12 protein-coding genes are annotated in these 16,981 nt (G+C 67.8%); 7 read left to right on the top strand and 5 right to left on the bottom strand.

The window, feature by feature from the left end:
- The first annotated feature begins 309 nt into the window (after positions 1-309).
- On the top strand, positions 310-627 hold the full coding sequence (locus ACSQ14_RS25990) for a Txe/YoeB family addiction module toxin (RefSeq protein WP_436018060.1): 318 nt from the start codon (positions 310-312) through the stop codon (positions 625-627).
- Between the two features lie 527 nt (positions 628-1,154).
- Here ACSQ14_RS25990 and ACSQ14_RS25995 read toward each other — a convergent pair.
- The 5 genes from ACSQ14_RS25995 to ACSQ14_RS26015 are packed head-to-tail and all read right to left on the bottom strand — an operon-like array spanning position 1,155 to position 6,664.
- Positions 1,155-2,210 (bottom strand): Ca2+-dependent phosphoinositide-specific phospholipase C, encoded by a 1,056-nt coding sequence (locus ACSQ14_RS25995; RefSeq protein WP_436018062.1) that lies wholly within the window; start codon positions 2,208-2,210, stop codon positions 1,155-1,157.
- Positions 2,211-2,243: 33 nt separating this feature from the next.
- A complete protein-coding gene (locus tag ACSQ14_RS26000) occupies positions 2,244-2,687 on the bottom strand; it encodes a GlcG/HbpS family heme-binding protein (RefSeq protein ID WP_436018064.1) in 444 nt (147 codons plus the stop codon).
- Positions 2,669-4,006 carry a glycolate oxidase subunit GlcF gene (glcF, locus tag ACSQ14_RS26005; protein ID WP_436018066.1) on the bottom strand — a complete coding sequence of 446 codons (1,338 nt, stop codon included), beginning with the start codon at positions 4,004-4,006 and terminating at the stop codon, positions 2,669-2,671. The genes ACSQ14_RS26000 and glcF overlap by 19 nt, the downstream gene beginning before the upstream one ends.
- Positions 3,996-5,168, bottom strand: coding sequence for an FAD-binding protein (locus tag ACSQ14_RS26010; RefSeq protein ID WP_436018068.1), 1,173 nt, complete (start codon positions 5,166-5,168; stop codon positions 3,996-3,998). Before ACSQ14_RS26010 ends, glcF begins: the two co-directional genes overlap by 11 nt.
- Before the next feature lie 2 nt (positions 5,169-5,170).
- Positions 5,171-6,664, bottom strand: a complete 1,494-nt coding sequence (locus ACSQ14_RS26015; protein WP_436018070.1) for an FAD-linked oxidase C-terminal domain-containing protein — start codon at positions 6,662-6,664, stop codon at positions 5,171-5,173.
- Positions 6,665-7,121: 457 nt separating this feature from the next.
- Here ACSQ14_RS26015 and ACSQ14_RS26020 point away from each other — a divergent pair, with 457 nt between their 5' ends.
- The 6 genes from ACSQ14_RS26020 to ACSQ14_RS26045 all read left to right on the top strand — a co-directional run bounded on the left by ACSQ14_RS26020 (position 7,122) and on the right by ACSQ14_RS26045 (position 16,967).
- Positions 7,122-8,462: a glycerate kinase type-2 family protein gene (locus tag ACSQ14_RS26020; RefSeq protein ID WP_436018072.1), complete on the top strand. Its 1,341-nt coding sequence runs from the start codon at positions 7,122-7,124 to the stop codon at positions 8,460-8,462.
- Positions 8,459-9,352 carry a 2-hydroxy-3-oxopropionate reductase gene (locus ACSQ14_RS26025; protein WP_436018074.1) on the top strand — a complete coding sequence of 298 codons (894 nt, stop codon included), beginning with the start codon at positions 8,459-8,461 and terminating at the stop codon, positions 9,350-9,352. The genes ACSQ14_RS26020 and ACSQ14_RS26025 overlap by 4 nt, the downstream gene beginning before the upstream one ends.
- Positions 9,353-9,484: 132 nt before the next feature.
- Positions 9,485-10,276 (top strand): FCD domain-containing protein, encoded by a 792-nt coding sequence (locus ACSQ14_RS26030; RefSeq protein ID WP_436018076.1) that lies wholly within the window; start codon positions 9,485-9,487, stop codon positions 10,274-10,276.
- 197 nt (positions 10,277-10,473) lie between these two features.
- Positions 10,474-12,060 carry a hypothetical protein gene (locus tag ACSQ14_RS26035; protein WP_436018078.1) on the top strand — a complete coding sequence of 529 codons (1,587 nt, stop codon included), beginning with the start codon at positions 10,474-10,476 and terminating at the stop codon, positions 12,058-12,060.
- Positions 12,061-12,257: 197 nt separating this feature from the next.
- Entirely contained in the window at positions 12,258-14,561 is a 2,304-nt protein-coding gene (locus ACSQ14_RS26040) for a TonB-dependent receptor (RefSeq protein ID WP_436018080.1), read from the top strand.
- Positions 14,562-14,876: 315 nt separating this feature from the next.
- The gene (locus tag ACSQ14_RS26045; RefSeq protein WP_436018082.1) at positions 14,877-16,967 is read left to right on the top strand and encodes a beta-glucosidase family protein; all 2,091 of its coding nucleotides are present in this window, start codon (positions 14,877-14,879) and stop codon (positions 16,965-16,967) included.
- The last annotated feature ends 14 nt before the right edge of the window (positions 16,968-16,981 follow it).

Here is a 16,981-nt window from a genome sequence, read left to right on the forward strand (position 1 = left end):
CCGGCCGTAGTGGAGCCGCAGCTCGGACACGCCCTCTCCAACGGGCTCGACGTCCCCGAAGAGGCCATAGGCCAAGCGCTCGAGCCGGGCAGCGATCTTGGCGGCAGCGCGACGGTCGCGCAGAGCCTCCAGCCACTCCTTGAACTCGTCGAGTTGCTCCACATGGATCAAGCGTAAACTATGGGAGACAGGTAAGGTTCCTGTCAACCATGGGAGACAGGGCGGAGAGAGCGACGCCAGGGCCGCTCGTCGTGTCGGCGCCATCAGCGAGCTCGAGGCTGGAGGCGGTGAAGGGCGCCTCATCGAGCCGTGAAGCTCGTGTTCGCGGAGCGAGCTTGGGAGGACTATCTCCACTGGCAGAGCTCAGACCGCAATGCGCTCGAGCGGCTCAACCAGCTCATCAAGGAATGCATGCGCACGCCGTTTCAAGGCACTGGTAAGCCGGAGCCGCTCAAGGGCGACCTCAAGGGCTGGTGGTCGCGCCGCATTACCCTGGAGGACAGACTGGTTTACCGGGTCATCGGTCAGCCTGGCGCTCTGGAGCTGCAGATCGCGCAACTGACCGGCGCGACCGCACAGGTGGGTCCTGCAGCGGTCGCCACTCAGGATATCCCCGTGAGCCGTTGAATAAGTTATCATAATTTCCATTGGGCGGGGAACGGCCCAGCTTAGATCTGTCAGTTCTCGTAGTTCCTGCGAATCCGATGTGAGTCCGCGAGTCGCGTCGGATTCGCAGGCCTTCCGGACGATGCCTCTCGTTCTCCGTGCGACTACGTGGCGTCTTCGGCCCCAAATTGAAGCGTCTCGGACGCGTCGCATCGCAGCATCGCCCCGGCCTTCTTCTCCAGCGTCATCCGGGAGACGAGGTCGGCGGCGCGTTGCTCCGGCGTGAGGCGCGAGTCCTCGCAGGGCGTCAGCTGACTATTCCGGTCGAGATCGCGGAAGCGAAGCCGCCGAGGTGATGATCGGGGCCGAGTGCACGCCGAGCTCGGGCTGAACGGGGGCAAGCGTTGCCGCCAGCGACCAGGCGCGTTCGGCGCACACGCCGCGGTAGCGGCGGAACATAGCCCGGCGGCGAGAACGCGAACGCGGAAACGCCGCCGTCAACACGACACGGCTCTGATCCCGCCGCATCTCGCGTGCGATCTCGTCCGCTATCGGGTGGTCGTCGGCACCTTGACGACGAACTTCAGGCCCAGCGGATCCGGCGCGCCCGGATAGTACTCCGTCGTGACGATCTGCGCCTTGGAGCGCAACGCCGCCTCGAAGCGACCCAGGTCGCCTGCCCGCGCCTCACGGGTGTCGGCGTCGGCACGGGTGCGCACCAGAAAACCCTCCCCGACCAGTTGGCGGATGCGCGCCTCGTCTCGTCGAGGATCGGGAACATCAAGCACGGCCGCCTCCGGCGCTGCTTCGTCGTAGAGCCCGAACATCGCCCGCCCCTGCAGCGCGGGATGGCCCTGACGATAGAGCTCCGCCACCCTGGGCGGCGCGTCCAGCACGACCATCACCTTGCCCCGCGCGGCCGCCCGCTTCGGCCAGTGATGCGCCAGCACCGCGGCGCGGAGGCTCTCCGCCTTGCCGCGAACGTCGTCGGGCGTAAGCAACCGGTCGCGGCCGAAGGTCCTGGTCACGAGCTCGTCAACGCCCGACAGGTTCTCCGGCGTCCAGGCCTCAGGCTTGGGGCCGCCCGGTATCGGAGCGATTTCCTTGGCGCTGAGGAAGACCAGGATGAGGTCGTGCTTCGGATGGCGGCGTGACCAATCCGCGACCTGCCTGAGGCACTCCTCCAATGTCGGGCACGAGGTGTGCTCGTCGACGCTCCGCATGTGCATGACCTTCGGCCCGGGCTTGCCCATCGCCGCCTGCTGCACCAGGTCGTCGGCATGGACCGTGGAATAGAGGCCGCCGCGCGAGTCCGCCCAGATGTCGAAGTCGAGCTGCCGCAGGCCGAGGTCGAGCTGCTGGCCAATCGGCGGGTGGCCGTACTCCAGTCCCGAGGTCCGCGATCCGTACTTGCGCAGTCGGGCAAGGTCCGCGGGGCTCGGCGCGGGACGGTAGCTGTTGTGCGAGCCGAGCCAGAGGAGCTCGTCGAGCCGTTGCGGCGAGGCGGCCTCGGCGGAAGGGCCGGCGAGCGTCGCGGCCCCGAGGAGACTGAGGGCAAGCTTGAACAGCGGGCGCTGACGCCCGTGCAGACGGTGCGTTTCCAAATGCGGATCTCCAGGCGAGGCGAGTAGGCGCGGTTAAACCGAGGCCGTCAGACCGGCGGCGGAGGCGCCGGCCAAAGCACAGGCTTCGTCGTTGTCCGAGGTGTCGCCGGTGATCCCCACCGCGCCCACGATGCGGCCGCCCTCGCCACGGATCAGGACGCCGCCGGCGGCCGGCACCACACCGGTCGCTGCCGCGGCGCCCAGGCTCGCCAAGGCCGCGACGAACTGCGGCCGCTCCTGCGCCATGGCCGCGATCTGTCGGGACGAGACGCCGAGCGCCAGCGCGCCGGCGGCCTTGGCGGTGGCGATCTGCGGCCGCAGGTTGGAGGCGCCGTCCTGCCGTTGCAGGGCGACCAGGTGCCCGCCGGCATCGAGCACCGCCACAGTGAGCGGCTTCAGCTCCAGGCGCGCGGCTTCGGCGAGCGCGCCTTCGATCACCGCGTTCGCTTGCGACAGCGTCAGCTGGCCGTCGGACATGGCATGGGTCTCTCTTGTTGTTCGGGGATATGCGCGAGCGCACGCGGCTGCGGTCCGCCGGTCGCCCAATCGAGAAGCTCGACGGTGTGCGCCACCGGGGTTTCGGCCAATCCGCCGATCTGGGTGGCGCAGCCGATGTTGCTGCTGGCGATGACGTCGGCGCGGAGCCCGTCGAGGTTCGCCGCCTTGCGCCGGCCAAGCGCGCCGGCGATGTCCGGCTGCAGGATGTTGTAGACGCCGGCCGACCCGCAGCAGAGATGCGCCTCCTTCGGCGAGCGCACCTCGAACCCGGCGGCGCGCAGCAACCGCTCGGGCTCGAGGCGCACGCGCTGGCCATGGTTCAGCGAGCAGGCGGAGTGCAGGGCGACGGAAAGGCCCGTGCTGCGCGCCGGCGCCGGCAGAGCCCCGTCCAGCAGCTCGGTGACGTCCTTGGCGAGGGCGGCGAACTGGGCCGCCCGCTCGGCGTAGGCCGGATCATCCCGCAGCAGATAGCCGTAGTCTTTCACCGCCGAGCCGCAGCCAGAGGCGGTGACGACGATCGCGTCGACCGGACCTCGGTCGGCCTCGCGGCTCCAGGCGTCGATGTTGCGGCGGGCGAAGGCCTGCGCGGCCTCATGGCGGCCCATGTGGTGGACGAGCGCTCCGCAGCACCCCTCTCCGGCCACGAGGCGCACCTCGTAGCCGGCTCTTGCGAGCAGCCGAACGGCGGCGCTCCGGACTTCGGGCGTCAGGACGGACTCGGCGCAGCCCTGCAGCAGGATCACGCGGCCGCGGGGTTGGCCGATGGCGGGTGCGCCCCCGTCCTTGGCGGCTACCGGGATACGGGGTGGTGCGAGCCGCAGCATCGCGCCGACGGGCTTCAGTCCGGGGGCGCGGCCGATCGCCCCCGCAAGGCCGCGCACCGGGGCCGCGAGGCGCAAGGCAAGGCGCAGTCGACCCGGATGCGGCAAGACCTGCGCAAGCACCCATCGAAGCGCGCGCTCTGGCCAGGGCCTGCGGTGCTTGTCCTCGACATAGGTGCGGGCGTGGTCGATCAGCCGGCGATAATCGACGCCGGAAGGACAGGTCGTCACGCACGAGAGGCAGGACAGGCAGCGGTCGATGTGGGTGACCACCTCCCGCGTAGGCTGTCGCTCATTCTCGAGCATGTCCTTGATCAGGTAGATCCGCCCGCGCGGGCTATCGAGCTCGTCGCCGAGCAGCACATAGGTCGGACAGGTCGCGGTGCAGAAGCCGCAGTGCACGCAGCGGCGGATCTCCGCCTCGCTGGCGGCGACATCCGGGTCGCGCCGTTGCGCGTCGGTGAAGCTAGTGCGCATGCGCGACCTCGTGGAAACGGCCGGTGCGGAAGACGCCGCAGGGATCGAAGCTCTCGATCGCCCGGCGGGACAGTTCGGCGACGCCTGGAGCCGCAGGGTGGAAGGCTGACGTCGTGGCGCGGATCGCGGCCGGCGCCCGGATCAAGGTGGCGTAGCCCCCCTGCCCCGCTGCGACCTCACGCAAGAGGCGGGGTTCGACCTCCGCTGAGGCGCCGGCCCAGATGCGGGCGCCGCCCAGGTCCATGAACGTATTCGCGCCAAGCTCCCACAGCCGTCGCACCGTCGCCGCGGCGCGGGTCGGCGCTATCCCGATGCGCCATACAGTCTCGCTGCTTTCGAGCCACGTCGCCTCGCGGGTCTGACGCCACAGGTCCGCGGCGGCCGTCTCCCCGAGCGGCTCCAATTCGCCCGGCGCCGCGAGGCGTTCGCGGAGATATTGCGCCCGCAGCGACACCGAGCGGTCGAAGCCCTCCAGCCGCAGCAGAGTGACAGTCGGCAGGCAGGCGGCCGCGGCGATGGTGACCGGAGCCTTGAGCGCGTCGCACATCAGCTGCACCGCGGCCTCTGGCGACAGATAGGCGCAGGCCAATGTGACGGTCGCTTCCGGGCGGGGCGCAACGCGCAGCGTGAGCTTGGTCAGCGCCGCCATCCGTCCCCAGGAGTTCGCCATCAGCTTGGAGACGTCGTAGCCGGTGACGTTCTTCACCACCTTGCCGCCGGCGACAAACAGCTCGCCACGTCCCGAGACCGCTTCGAAGCCGAGCAGATGATCGCGCGGGCCGCCGCCCTGCAGGCGACCGGGCCCAGCCACGCCGCTCGCGACAGCGCCGCCGATCGTCGCGCGACCGACTGGACCGCCGAAGATCGCGGCCGCGTCGAAGGCGTCGAAGGCGAAGGTCTGACCGTGCGCAGTCAGGAGCGCGTCGACCTCGGCGAGCGAGGCCCCAGCCTCGACCTCGATGGTCAGCTCGCGAGGCTGATAGTCGAGCACCCGGCCAAGCCCGCGCATGTCGAGCAGCGCCCCGGTCCTTTCCGGCGCGCCGAAACTCTCCTTCGAGCCGCCGCCGACGATTTCGAGCTTTTCGCCGCGCGCGACGGCCGAGGCGACAGCGTCGCGCACCGCCTCGGGGCTCTGAGGTGACAATCGGGCTCGCGAGGTCATCGTCAGAACCTCGGCAGGTGCGGAAAGGCGACCTGGCCCCGGTGAACATGCACGCGGCCGAGCTCGGCGCAGCGATGCAGCGTCGGGAACACCTTGCCCGGATTGAGCAACAGCTGCGGGTCGAACGCACACTTCAGCCGCTGCTGATGGGCGAGGTCCGTCTCGCTGAACATCAACGGCATGAGGTCCCGCTTCTCGACGCCGACGCCATGCTCGCCGGTCAGCACGCCGCCCACCTCGACGCAGAGCCTGAGGATGTCTGCGCCGAAGGCTTCCGCCCGCTCCAGCTGACCCGCCTCGTTGGCGTCATAGAGGATCAGCGGATGCAGGTTACCGTCGCCGGCGTGGAAGACGTTCGCGACCGCCAGGCCGTAGCGCTCCGACATCTCCGACATGCCGCGCAGCACCTCGGGCAGCCGTCCGCGGGGGATGGTGCCGTCCATGCAGTAGTAATCGGGCGCAAGGCGGCCGACCGCCGGGAACGCCGCCTTGCGGCCGGCCCAGAAGAGCTGGCGTTCCGCGTCGGACTGCGAGAGGCGCAGCGTCGTGGCGCCGTTTGCGCTGGCGATCTCGCGGACGAGCGCGGCGAGGTCCTCGCATTCCGCCTCAAAGCCGTCGAGTTCGAGGATCAACAGGGCTTCGACATCCAGCGGATAGCCCGCATGTACGAAGGCCTCGGCGGCCTCGACCGCGAGCCGATCCATCATCTCCATCCCAGCCGGAATGACGCCGGCCCCAATGATGTCGGCGACACATTGTCCAGCGGACTCGACCGCGGGGAAGCCGATCAGCATGGCCACAGCCGTCACCGGCTTCGGCAGAATGCGGACTGTGACCTCGGTAACCACCCCCAGCAGTCCTTCCGAGCCCACGACCAGGCCCAGGAGGTCGAGATCCTGCGGCTCCATGTGGCGGCCGCCGAGGCGGATCACCTCGCCGGACATCAGCACCAGCTCGACGCCGAGCACGTTGTTCGTCGTCAGCCCGTACTTGAGGCAGTGTACCCCGCCGGAATTCTCCGCCACGTTGCCGCCGATGGTGCAGGCGATCTGGCTGGAGGGGTCGGGGGCGTAATAAAAGCCCTGACCTTCCACGGCCTGGGTGACGGCGAGATTGGTGACGCCCGGCTGCACGACGGCGACGCGGTCGTCATAGTCGATCTCAAGGACGCGGTTGAACTTGGCCATCCCGAGCAGCACCGCATCGCCCAACGGCAGCGCGCCCCCAGAAAGCGACGTTCCTGCGCCGCGGGGAACCACCTTCACGCCCGCCCCCTGACACCAGGCGAGCACCTGCGACACCTGCTCGGTCGTCTCCGGCAGGGCGACCACCATGGGCAGTTGCCGATAGGCGGTCAGCCCGTCGGATTCGTAGGCGCGGCGAGCCTCCTCCGCCTCGATCACACATTCCGCGGGAAGCAGTGTGCGCAGCATGCGCACGACCTCGTCCCGTCGCTGCAGAACGGACTCGTCGAGGGGCGGCAAGGTCAGGCTCATCTCGTTCCTCCCTCACCCAAACTAGGAGCACGACACGGTGGCGCCGGCTCAGTTTTCCGTTCCAAACGCGTACTGAGTATGGGCGTCGGGGCAGCGGTAGCCCCTGCCGCCCTTCAACTCAACCTGCGTGGTCGTATTTTTTTACCGCGCCGTTCGCCGCAGTCCGACACGCGGGCCTTCGAGGAAGCAGCTAGAGGAATTCTGGCGTAGCATCCGAAGCTACGCCCGCCACCGGGAACCCTCTCTTCCGATTTCCGCGCCTGCTTTCGCACACACTCGTCCGCAGGCAATCGCCCTCGCTTGCCACGACTGGTCAACATTGTTAGCCATCTGACATGGCCGAGCCCGACCGTTTCAGAGCTGCGAACATCGTCCGCCCCGTCGGCGCGCCGCCAAGCAGGCGCAAGCGCGATTTTGCGCACGGCACGCGCGGTCAGGCAGAAAGCCTCACACAGTGATGGCTGCTACGCAGAACGAGGCCCGCGATCTCTGGGCCCGTCAGCTTCTACGATCTATGTTCGAGGCTGCGGTCGACAGCGCCGATCCGGCGACCGTTCTTGCAGCCCACCTTCCAGAGCGGCCGACGGGCCGTTGCATCGTGGTCGGCGCCGGCAAGGCCGCTGGCTCCATGGCGGCCGCCGTCGAGGCGGCCTGGCCGGACATGCCGCTCTCGGGCGTCGTTGTCGTTCCATACGGTCATGGAGCGCCAACACACCGAATCCGCGTGCTCGAGGCCGCTCATCCGGTGCCAGACTCGAACAGCGAAGCTGCTGCGCGTGAAATTCTGACCGCGGTCGGCGGCCTCGCCGAGGAAGATCTTGTTCTTGCGTTGATTTCCGGCGGCGGCTCCTCCGTCATGGCCCTGCCGGCAGATGGCGTCACGCTGGAGGACAAGCGGACCGTCAACCGCCTGCTGCTGCGATCAGGCTTGGACATCCGCACAATGAACGCCGTGCGGCGGCGGCTTTCGGCTATCAAAGGCGGCAAGCTCGCTGCAGCAGCCGCCCCGGCGCGGGTCGTCACGTTGTGCGTCAGCGACATCCCCGGCGACCATCTCGCAGCAATCGCTTCGGGCCCGACGGCCCTCGACGCCGATGGCGAACCGGATCTCAGCCGGATCCTCGCAGCGCTCGGCCCGGACGTGCCGCCGGCGGCCGCCCGCCTCCTCGCGCAGCCCCCGCCTCCTGCGCTAGCGACCGGACCCGACGATATTCGCGCCATTGCGACGCCGCGGTGGGCCTTGAACGCCGCGGCCGCCGTCGCTCAGGCCGCAGGCTTCAGGGTCCGCATCCTCGGAGACGACATCGAAGGCGAGAGCCGCGACGTCGCTCGCGGCATGGCCGATCTTGTCCGGCACGGCCGGCTGGAGCCGACAGCTTTCATCTCCGGCGGCGAGACGACGGTGACCCTGAGCGGCCCACCAACCGGTCGCGGAGGGCGCAACACCGAGTTCCTGCTCGCCCTCATGGCCGAGCTCGGACCTCGAGATCGGGTATGGGCCCTGGCCGCTGACACCGACGGCGAGGACGGCGCGAGCGGCGGGGCCGCGGGCGCCCTGGCGGGTCCCGACACTCTGGCCCGCGCGCGAGCCAGCGGGCTCGATCCGCTCGCCTACCTTGCCGCTCACGACAGCGGCGGCTTCTTCGAACGCTTGGGCGAGCTCGTGGTCACCGGCCCGACCCGAACCAATGTGAACGACTTCCGCGCCATCCTGGTCCTGCCGGACGGATGGCCGGCGGCGCGGCCTCGGCGCCCTGAGCCCTCCCCTGATCACAACTCCTCGGAGCAACGCACGTGAAAATCGGCTTCATCGGCCTGGGCGTCATGGGACGCCCGATAGCTGGCCACCTCCAGAGCGCCGGCCATCAGCTGTACGTCGTACAGCATCGCAGTCCGTTGCCGAATGAACTGCTCGCCGGCGGCGCCGTCGCCTGCGCGTCGGCTCGCGAGGTCGCCGCCGCCGCTGAGGTCGTCGTCCTGATGCTGCCGGACACCCCGGACGTTGAACGCGTCCTGTTCGGCGTCGACGGGGCGGCCGCCGGACTTAGCGCCGGAAAATGTATCGTGGACATGAGCTCCATCGACCCGATCTCCACCCGCGGGTTCGCCGAGAGGATCGCCGCGCTCGGCTGCGACTATGTCGACGCACCCGTGTCCGGCGGCGAAGTCGGGGCGAAGAACGCCGCGCTGACGATCATGTGCGGCGGCAAGTCGGCGGTGTTCGAGCGCGTCCGGCCGCTTTTCGAGCTGATGGGCAAGAACATCACGCTCGTGGGCGACGTCGGCGCTGGCCAGGTGGCCAAGGTGGCCAATCAGATCATCGTTGCCTTGAACATCGAGGCCGTCGCCGAAGCTCTGCTCTTCGCATCCAAGGCCGGCGTTGATCCCGCGAAGGTTCGTGAGGCGCTGATGGGCGGGTTCGCCTCCTCGCGCGTGCTCGAGGTGCACGGCGAGCGGATGATCAAGCGCACGTTCGATCCAGGGTTCAGGATCGAGCTGCACCAGAAGGACCTGAACCTCGCCTTGTCCAGCGCGCGGGCGCTGGGACTGGCGTTGCCGAACACCGGCTTGGCGCAACAGCTGTTCAGCGCCTGCGTGGCCCGCGGCGGAAGCGGTTGGGATCATTCCGCGATGGTCCGGGCGCTGGAGGCGCTCGCGGACCATCCGGTTGCGCCTGAACCCACGTGATCAACGGGTGCACGCGAGGAGATGGTCTGGGGGACTAACCATACGTTTGGGCGGGCAAATTCGGTGACCGCGTTGACGGTCTGACGTGGAGGCGCCACATCGGTTGACGTAGGGAAGTGGAGATGCGGAACGATGTCGCCGTCGATCAGACCGGCCAAGTTGGCGGACGCCGTCGCCGAGCATATCCAGCAACTCATTCTGGAGGGCGCTCTTCAGCCTGGTGAGCGGCTCCTCTCGGAGCGTGACCTCTCAGCGAAGTTGGACGTATCGCGCCCGTCGCTGCGTGACGCGCTCGACAAACTCGTACAGCTCGGCCTTCTGACGACTGACGCGCAGGGGGTCTGCTACGTCAGCGAGTCCATCGGCCGCACGCTGCGCGATCCTCTGGCGCTGCTCTTCGAGGAGCCGGACGCTCGCATCGACTGCATGGAGTTCCGGTCCGTCGTCGAAGCCGCCGCCGCCGGCTACGCCGCCACTCGCGCCTCTGAGCTCGACCGAAAGGCTATCCAGGAACAGTTCGAACGGATGACGGCGGCGCACGAGGCTGGCGACGCAGAAGAGATCGCCAAGTCCGATGCGGACTTCCACTTCGCGATGTACGCCGCCAGCCACAACAGCATGCTGCTGCACGTCATGCGCAGCCTTGAGACGGTGCTGCGGTCCAACGTTTATCTGAACCGCCGGAACCTGTTCGAGCATCGGCGCGCGCCGGATACGCAGCTGGCCGAACACAAAGCCATTTACGACGCGATCATGGCCCGAGATCCCGAAGGCGCGAGCGAGGCGGCGCGGCAGCACATGATCTCGACGGTGCGGACGCAGCAGGAAATTCATGACGCCGAGCGTCGCCTCCAGGCCTCGATCCGCCGGTTGTCGGGACATGACTTCGTCGCGCCACCCAAGAAGCGGTCGCGCACCGGCTGATCGGCGACGCCAGCCGCGACTGCCGCAAAGACCGAGCGAACCCTAGGAGATCTTCCGTCACCTGAACGGCGAGGCCACGCGCCCGCGGTCCCAGAAACGCGCCTAAATACGAACGTGGTCAAAACATTTGACCACGTAGAGGGTTGCGGGATAGCGTCCCGACCAAAATGGGGCAGGGCGGAAACCGAGGGCGCGCCGTGAAGCAGATTTCAGCCAATCCGATTGTTGCGGGAGCCCTTGTCGGCGCGAGCGCGCTTGCCCTTGCCTCTGGCGCGCAAGCCCAGGCGCCGGCGAAGGCCCCGCCCGCCAGGTCGCTCGAGATCGAGGCGGCGAGCCTGCCGTTCGTTCGCAAGATCGACGAGCGGTTCCAGTCGTACCAGATCGGCTTCTCGCATCTGACCGGTGGCGAGACCTGGAAGGCGTATGACGCCATGCCCAAAGGGGAGCAGCCGAAGGACGTTTCCGCTGTCCGGGAACCGCGGGCCGCGACCGACTTGACCAATCCGCGGCTCCGCACCCTCACCGCCGCCCTTGCGCCCTTCTACCTGCGTTACAGCGGCACGACGGCGAACTCGGTCTACTTCCATGACAGCGACACCCCGCCGCCGGCTAAGGCGCCGGACGGCTATACGGTGGTGCTCACCCGCGAACGGTGGAAGGACGCCATCGACTTCGCGAAGGCGACCGACACCAAGATCGTCACCTCCTTCACCAACAGCGAGGGCGTACGCGACAGCGCGCACGCCTGGACGCCGAAGATGGCGGCGCCGTGGATGACCTATACGCGCTCGATCGGCGGCGAGATCTACGCGGCGGAGCTGTTCAATGAGCCCAACGCCCCAGAACCGCCGCGGATTAAACACGGCGTCAGCGCTGCAGACTTCGCACGCGATTTCGCGACCTTCCGCGCGAGCATGGCCAAAGTCGCCCCGGACGTGAAGTTGGCCGGTCCGGGGAACGCGACCCTCGGGATCGCCGGCGTCGCCTCCCTAATGGGAACGAGCCCCGAACAGTATGCCGCTGCGAACCCGACCCCGAAGTTCGACATCGTTTCGTACCACTTCTACCCGGTCCTCGCGCAGCGTTGCGCGCCGCCCGAGTCCCCACAGGGGATCAGTGCGGACAAGGCCCTGACCGAGGAGTTTCTGGCCCGCCCCGACAAGCAGCTCCAGGAGATGAAGGCGCTGCGTGATCGCCATGCGCCGGGCGCGCCGATCTGGCTGACCGAAACCGGCGGGGCGGCGTGCGGCGGCCTGCAGTGGCAGCCGACGTTCCTCGACAGCTTCCGGTATCTCGACACGCACGCGCGCCTGGCCAAGCAGGGCCTCGACGCGATGTTCACGCACGCGCTGATCAGCGGCAGCAACGGCGTGATCGACGAAAAGACGTTCCAGCCGAACGCCAGCTATTGGGGCGCGGTGCTGTGGCGCCGGCTGATGGGGACCCAGGTGCTCGACGCCGGGCCGATCCAACCCGGCTTGCATGTCTACGCCCACTGCCAGCGGGGCGTCGCCGGCGGCGTTACGTTGCTCGCGATCAACCTCGAGAAGGCGCCGGCGCAGATCCGCTTGTCCGGGCCCGCGGACCTATACGCCCTGACAAGCCCAGAGCTGCAGAGTAAGACGGTCCTGCTGAATGGACGGGCGCTGGCGCTCCAGCCTGGCGACAAGCTGCCGGGCATGTCCCCGACCCCGCTGAAGGCGAGCCGGGTCACGCTGGCGCCGACCAGCGTCAACTTCATCACGCTGCCCAAGGCCAAGAACCCAAGCTGCGCGGCGGCGTAAGGCGCGCTGCAGCTGATGCTGCCGCCCTCGGCGACACAGCCAAAAGGGCCGGCCTGGCTCAATCACAATCGCGGTGTTCCGCGCGCTGAAGAGACGCGGCCGCGAACAAATTCACCAACACTTGGGAGGGGAACCTAATGAGACTTTCATCACTGATATTCGCCAGCGTGAGCGTCGCCGCAATCGCGACGGGGGCCATGGCGCAACCCGCCGCATCGACCTCGTCCGAGGACACGATGCTCAGCGAGATCGTCGTTACGGCCCGTCGCAAGGCCGAGAGCTTGCAGGAGGTGCCGCAGACGGTGAACGCCGTCACCGGCGCGACGCTCGAGAAGCTCAACATCCGACAGTTCGAGGACGTCCAGGCCGTCGTCCCGGGGCTTAACCTGACGGCCGGCACGAGCGGGTTCACGACCGCCGCCACGATCCGCGGCGCGCCGTTCCAGGCGGAATCGGGCGCTCAGCCGACCGTCGCCTTCTACCTGAACGATGCGACGATCCAGTCGTCCTACGCCTTCCAATCCATGTTCGACGTCGGCCAGATCGAAGTCCTGCGCGGGCCGCAGGGCACGTTGCGCGGCCAGTCCGCGCCTTCGGGTTCGATCACCCTGACCACCCGCCGGCCGTCGCTCGGCGACTTCGGCGGCTTCGGCAATCTCACCATCAACGACCAGCACGGCCGTAACCTAAACGGCGCGGTGAATGCGCCGATCATCGCCGACATGCTCGGCTTCCGCATCGCCGGGATCATCGACGACAGCCAGGGCAATGGGATCGGCAGCATCAACAGCCCGACCCATCCCTCGAGCAAGACCTGGGCCGTGCGGCCGAGCCTTCGTTTCGAGTGGAACGACGCGCTGACCGTCGACCTGATGTACCAGCACCTGGAGAAGAAGGTGATCTCCTTCGAGCAGGTCGTGTCGGTGTCAACGCTCGATCCGAGCCAGCCGGTGGGGACGCAGCCGATCCTGCACGCCGACGACTACGCCGGCATCACCGACGACTTCGGCGCCTTCAAGCAGAAGCAGGACCTGTTCACGGCCAACGCCGAATATCGCTTCGCCGGCCAGAAGCTCAGCTACGTCGGCTCGTTCACGAAGACGGATCTGCGGCAGTTCTCCTCGCAGGACGCCGCCAACGCCTTCACCGGCATCGTCTTCCGCCAGAACCTGCACAGCCGCTCCAAGCAGACCACCAACGAACTGCGCTTGTCGTCCGACCAGCCCCTCTTCGGCGGCCTGCTCGACTACACGGTCGGCGGCTACCAGCAGGACTTCAACCCGCCAAACGACCTGACGCAGGTCTCGGCGGTCACTCTGGGCGGCCGCTTTATCCGCGCCGTCGAGACCCCGGTCTCGCGTCGCGGCAAGTCGCACGAGCGGTCAATCTTCGGCAACGCCACTTTGCACATCGGCGAGTCGACGGAGCTGTCCGGCGGCCTCCGCAAGCTGTGGTATCGCGACAGCAACACCCTGATCGTCAGCGGCCGGCCTGTCCTGAACGACAAGAAGGACAAGGCGGAAGCCACCCTCTACAACGTCTCGCTGTCACACCGCTTCACCAGCGACTTCATGGTCTATGGGAACACCGGCAGCGCCTTCCGCCCCGGTCCGTTCGTCATCGGCGTGTTCCGCCCCCTAACGCCGACGCTGGAGCGGCACATCGATCTAGCCAACGAAAAGTCCAAGTCCTACGAGATCGGATTCAAGTCGACCTTCTTCGACAAGCGGGTGCTGTTCAACGCCGCCGCCTTCCACCAGGACTTCAACAACTTCATCCAGCGCGGCCAGCAGGTTTACTACGTCAATCTCAACCAGCTTGGCCCGACGGTCGGCAACTTCAACTTCGGCAACAGCGTCGACGCGAAGATCGATGGCGTCGACATCGACGCCTCCTGGCAGGTGATGCAGGGCCTGAACATCTCAGGCGCCTTCAGCTACGCCAAGAGCAAGATCAAGAACCAGCCGATCGCCTGCAACGACCTCAACGGCGACGGCGTGCCCGAAGTCCTCACCCAGGCGCCGACCATCGCGCAACTTCAGGCGGCTACGGGCGCCGAGGGGCTGTCGGAGTGCGTGACGAATGGTCCGCTGCAGTTCATCCCGAAGTGGAACCTGACGCTGCAGGGCGAATACGCCCGCCCGGTAAATGAGCAAATGGACGGCTACATCCGTGGCCTGTTCACCTACCGTCCGAAGACCAACGGCGATCCGAATAACCGCAACGATGCGGTCGACGGCTTCGGGCTGCTCAACCTCTACACCGGCGTGCGCAGCCGCGACGGGGGCTGGGAGGTCGCGCTCTACGCCAAGAACATCTTCAACACGACCAAGGTGCTGACGGCGGACGCGAGCATCGTCGGCACCAGCGTGCAGGTCCTCCAACCGCCGACGTTCCAGACGGCGCAGGCCTCGACGATCACCGCGCCCTACGTCCGCGTGACGACGACCCCGCCGCGCGAGGTCGGCATCAACCTGCGCTACGCCTTCGGCTCTCGCTAGCCGCACCAGCCCTCCCCCTTGCGCCGGGCGATTGGGACGCCCGGCGCATCTTTTTTTCCGAACCAGCGGAAGCCACACGGTTCGGTTGGTGCAGAGCTCTGGCCGCGCCAGGTATTTCCAACCCCTAGAGAGCGAGCGCGAACGATGCCGGCTGTTACTGGGGTTTGTTTCGACCAGCCGAGCAAGCGAGGGTCTTCGGCGAGATCCCGGCTGAGGCTCACGACGGCCGCCCTGCTGGCCTTGGTCGCCGCGGCCCCGACCGCCGGGGCGCAGCCTGCGGACCCGGACGCCCGAGCCGCCGCCACGATCACCCAGATGACGCAGGACGAGAAGCTCTCGATGCTGCAGGGGTTCGTGCCCCAGACCTGGCCGGCGGGGAAATTCCCGGCCAACCTGGTCAAGGGCGCAGGCTACGTGCCGGGCGTGCCGCGGCTCGGCATCCCGCCGCTCACGGAGTCCGACGCCAGCCTGGGCGTCGCGAACATGGGCGGGCTGATGCGGGCCAAGGATGAAGCGACGGCGATGCCGGCCGGGCTCGCCATGGCGTCCACTTGGAGTCCGGAACTCATCGAGCAGGTCGGACGCGCCATGGGTGCGGAGACCCGGGCCAAGGGGTTCAACGTTCTGCTGGCCGGGGGCATCAACCTGGTGCGCGACCCGCGAGGCGGACGCGCATTCGAGTATTTCAGCGAGGACCCGCTGCTCACCGGCGTGCTCGGCGGCTACTCGGTCCGCGGCATCCAGTCGAACCGAATCGTTTCGACGGTCAAGCACTATGCGCTCAACGCCAACGAGACGGGGCGCTCCTTCGCCGACGTGCGAATGTCCGAGCCCGCCATGCGCGAGAGCGACCTGCTCGCCTTCCAGATCGCCATCGAGGTCGGCCAGCCCGGTTCCGTCATGTGCGCCTACAATAAGGTCAACACGGTCTACGCCTGCGAGAACTCGTTCCTGCTGAATGACGTGCTGCGGCGCGACTGGGGCTACAAGGGCTGGGTGATGTCCGACTGGGGGGCTGTCCACTCGGTCTCAATCCGACAGGGCCTGGACCAGGAATCGGGCACGCAGCCAAGGCATAACCCCTGGTTCGGCGAGCGCCTCAAGGAGGCGCTGGGGACGGGCGACGTCGCGCCGGCCGATGTGGACCGCTCGGTGTCCCGCATCTTGCGCACCATGTATGCGCTTGGGATCACGAACGATCCGCCGATCCCGGGCAAGCCGATTGACTTCGCCGCGCACCTCGAGCTGGCGCAGCGCGTGGCGGAGCAGGGCATCGTCCTGCTGAAGAACGAAGGCGGGCTTCTGCCGCTCGCGGCCAGCGCAAAACGCATCCTGGTTGTCGGCGGCCACGCCGACAAGGGCGTCCTGGCAGGGGCCGGATCTTCGCAGGTTTGGCCCGTCGGCGGCGCGTCGCACCAGATGCGGTACGACGATAAGGCGTATCACTTCCGCCTTTATATGCCTTCTGCGCCGCTCGCCGCGCTAAAGGCGCAGTACCCAGAAGCCACCGTGAGCTTCGACGATGGGACCGATCCGGCCCGCGCCGCCGGAGCTGCGCGCAGCGCGGACGTCGTGGTCGTCTTCGCCGAGCAGTTCCGGTACGAAGGCCGCGATGTGCTCAGCCTCAACCTGCCGGACAACCAGGATCGGCTGATCGAGGCCGTGGCCGCCGCCAACCGGCGCACGATCGTCGTGCTCGAGACCGGCGGTCCGGTGGCGATGCCCTGGATCGACCGCGTGCCGGCGGTGCTGCAGGCCTGGTATCCGGGCAACCGCGGTGGGCAAGCGATCGCCCGCGTGCTCTCCGGCGCTGTCAATCCTTCCGGGCGGCTGCCGGTGACCTTCCCGGTCTCAACCGCGCAGATCCCCAATCCCGTGCTTCCGGGCCAGAACCTGATCGATGCGGCGAAGGGCAAGGATGTCCGCACGCTGCCGAAGGAGCAGCAAGTCCTCCCGGTCGAATTCCCTGAGGGGTCGGACGTCGGCTATCGCTGGTACGCGCGGAAGGGGTTGAAGCCGCTGTTCCCGTTCGGCCACGGCCTGAGCTACACCACCTTCAAGACGTCGCCCCTCAAGTTCTCGGGAACGACCGCCACCTTCACCGTGCGCAACACCGGCAAGCGTGCCGGCGCCGACGTCTCTCAGCTCTACCTGGTCTCTCAGGCCGGACAGGTGAAGCGGCGGCTAGTCGGTTTCCAGCGCGTGCAACTGGCGGCCGGTGAGACGAAGCAGGTGGTGCTGAACATCGACCCGCGCCTGCTCGCCGATTGGAAGAACAGCGGCTGGCACATGCGGGCAGGACGCTACCGCTTCGCACTCGGCGAGAGCGCCGATCGCCTAGGCCCCGCTGTCGAGATCAACCTGCCTGAGCGTAGCTGGCGTGAAAGTGGCGCACCGGCGAGCTGAGCCATGCTCCCGCC

It is taken from the genome of Phenylobacterium sp. LjRoot219, from assembly GCF_964252995.1.
In the GTDB taxonomy this organism is placed as follows: domain Bacteria; phylum Pseudomonadota; class Alphaproteobacteria; order Caulobacterales; family Caulobacteraceae; genus Phenylobacterium.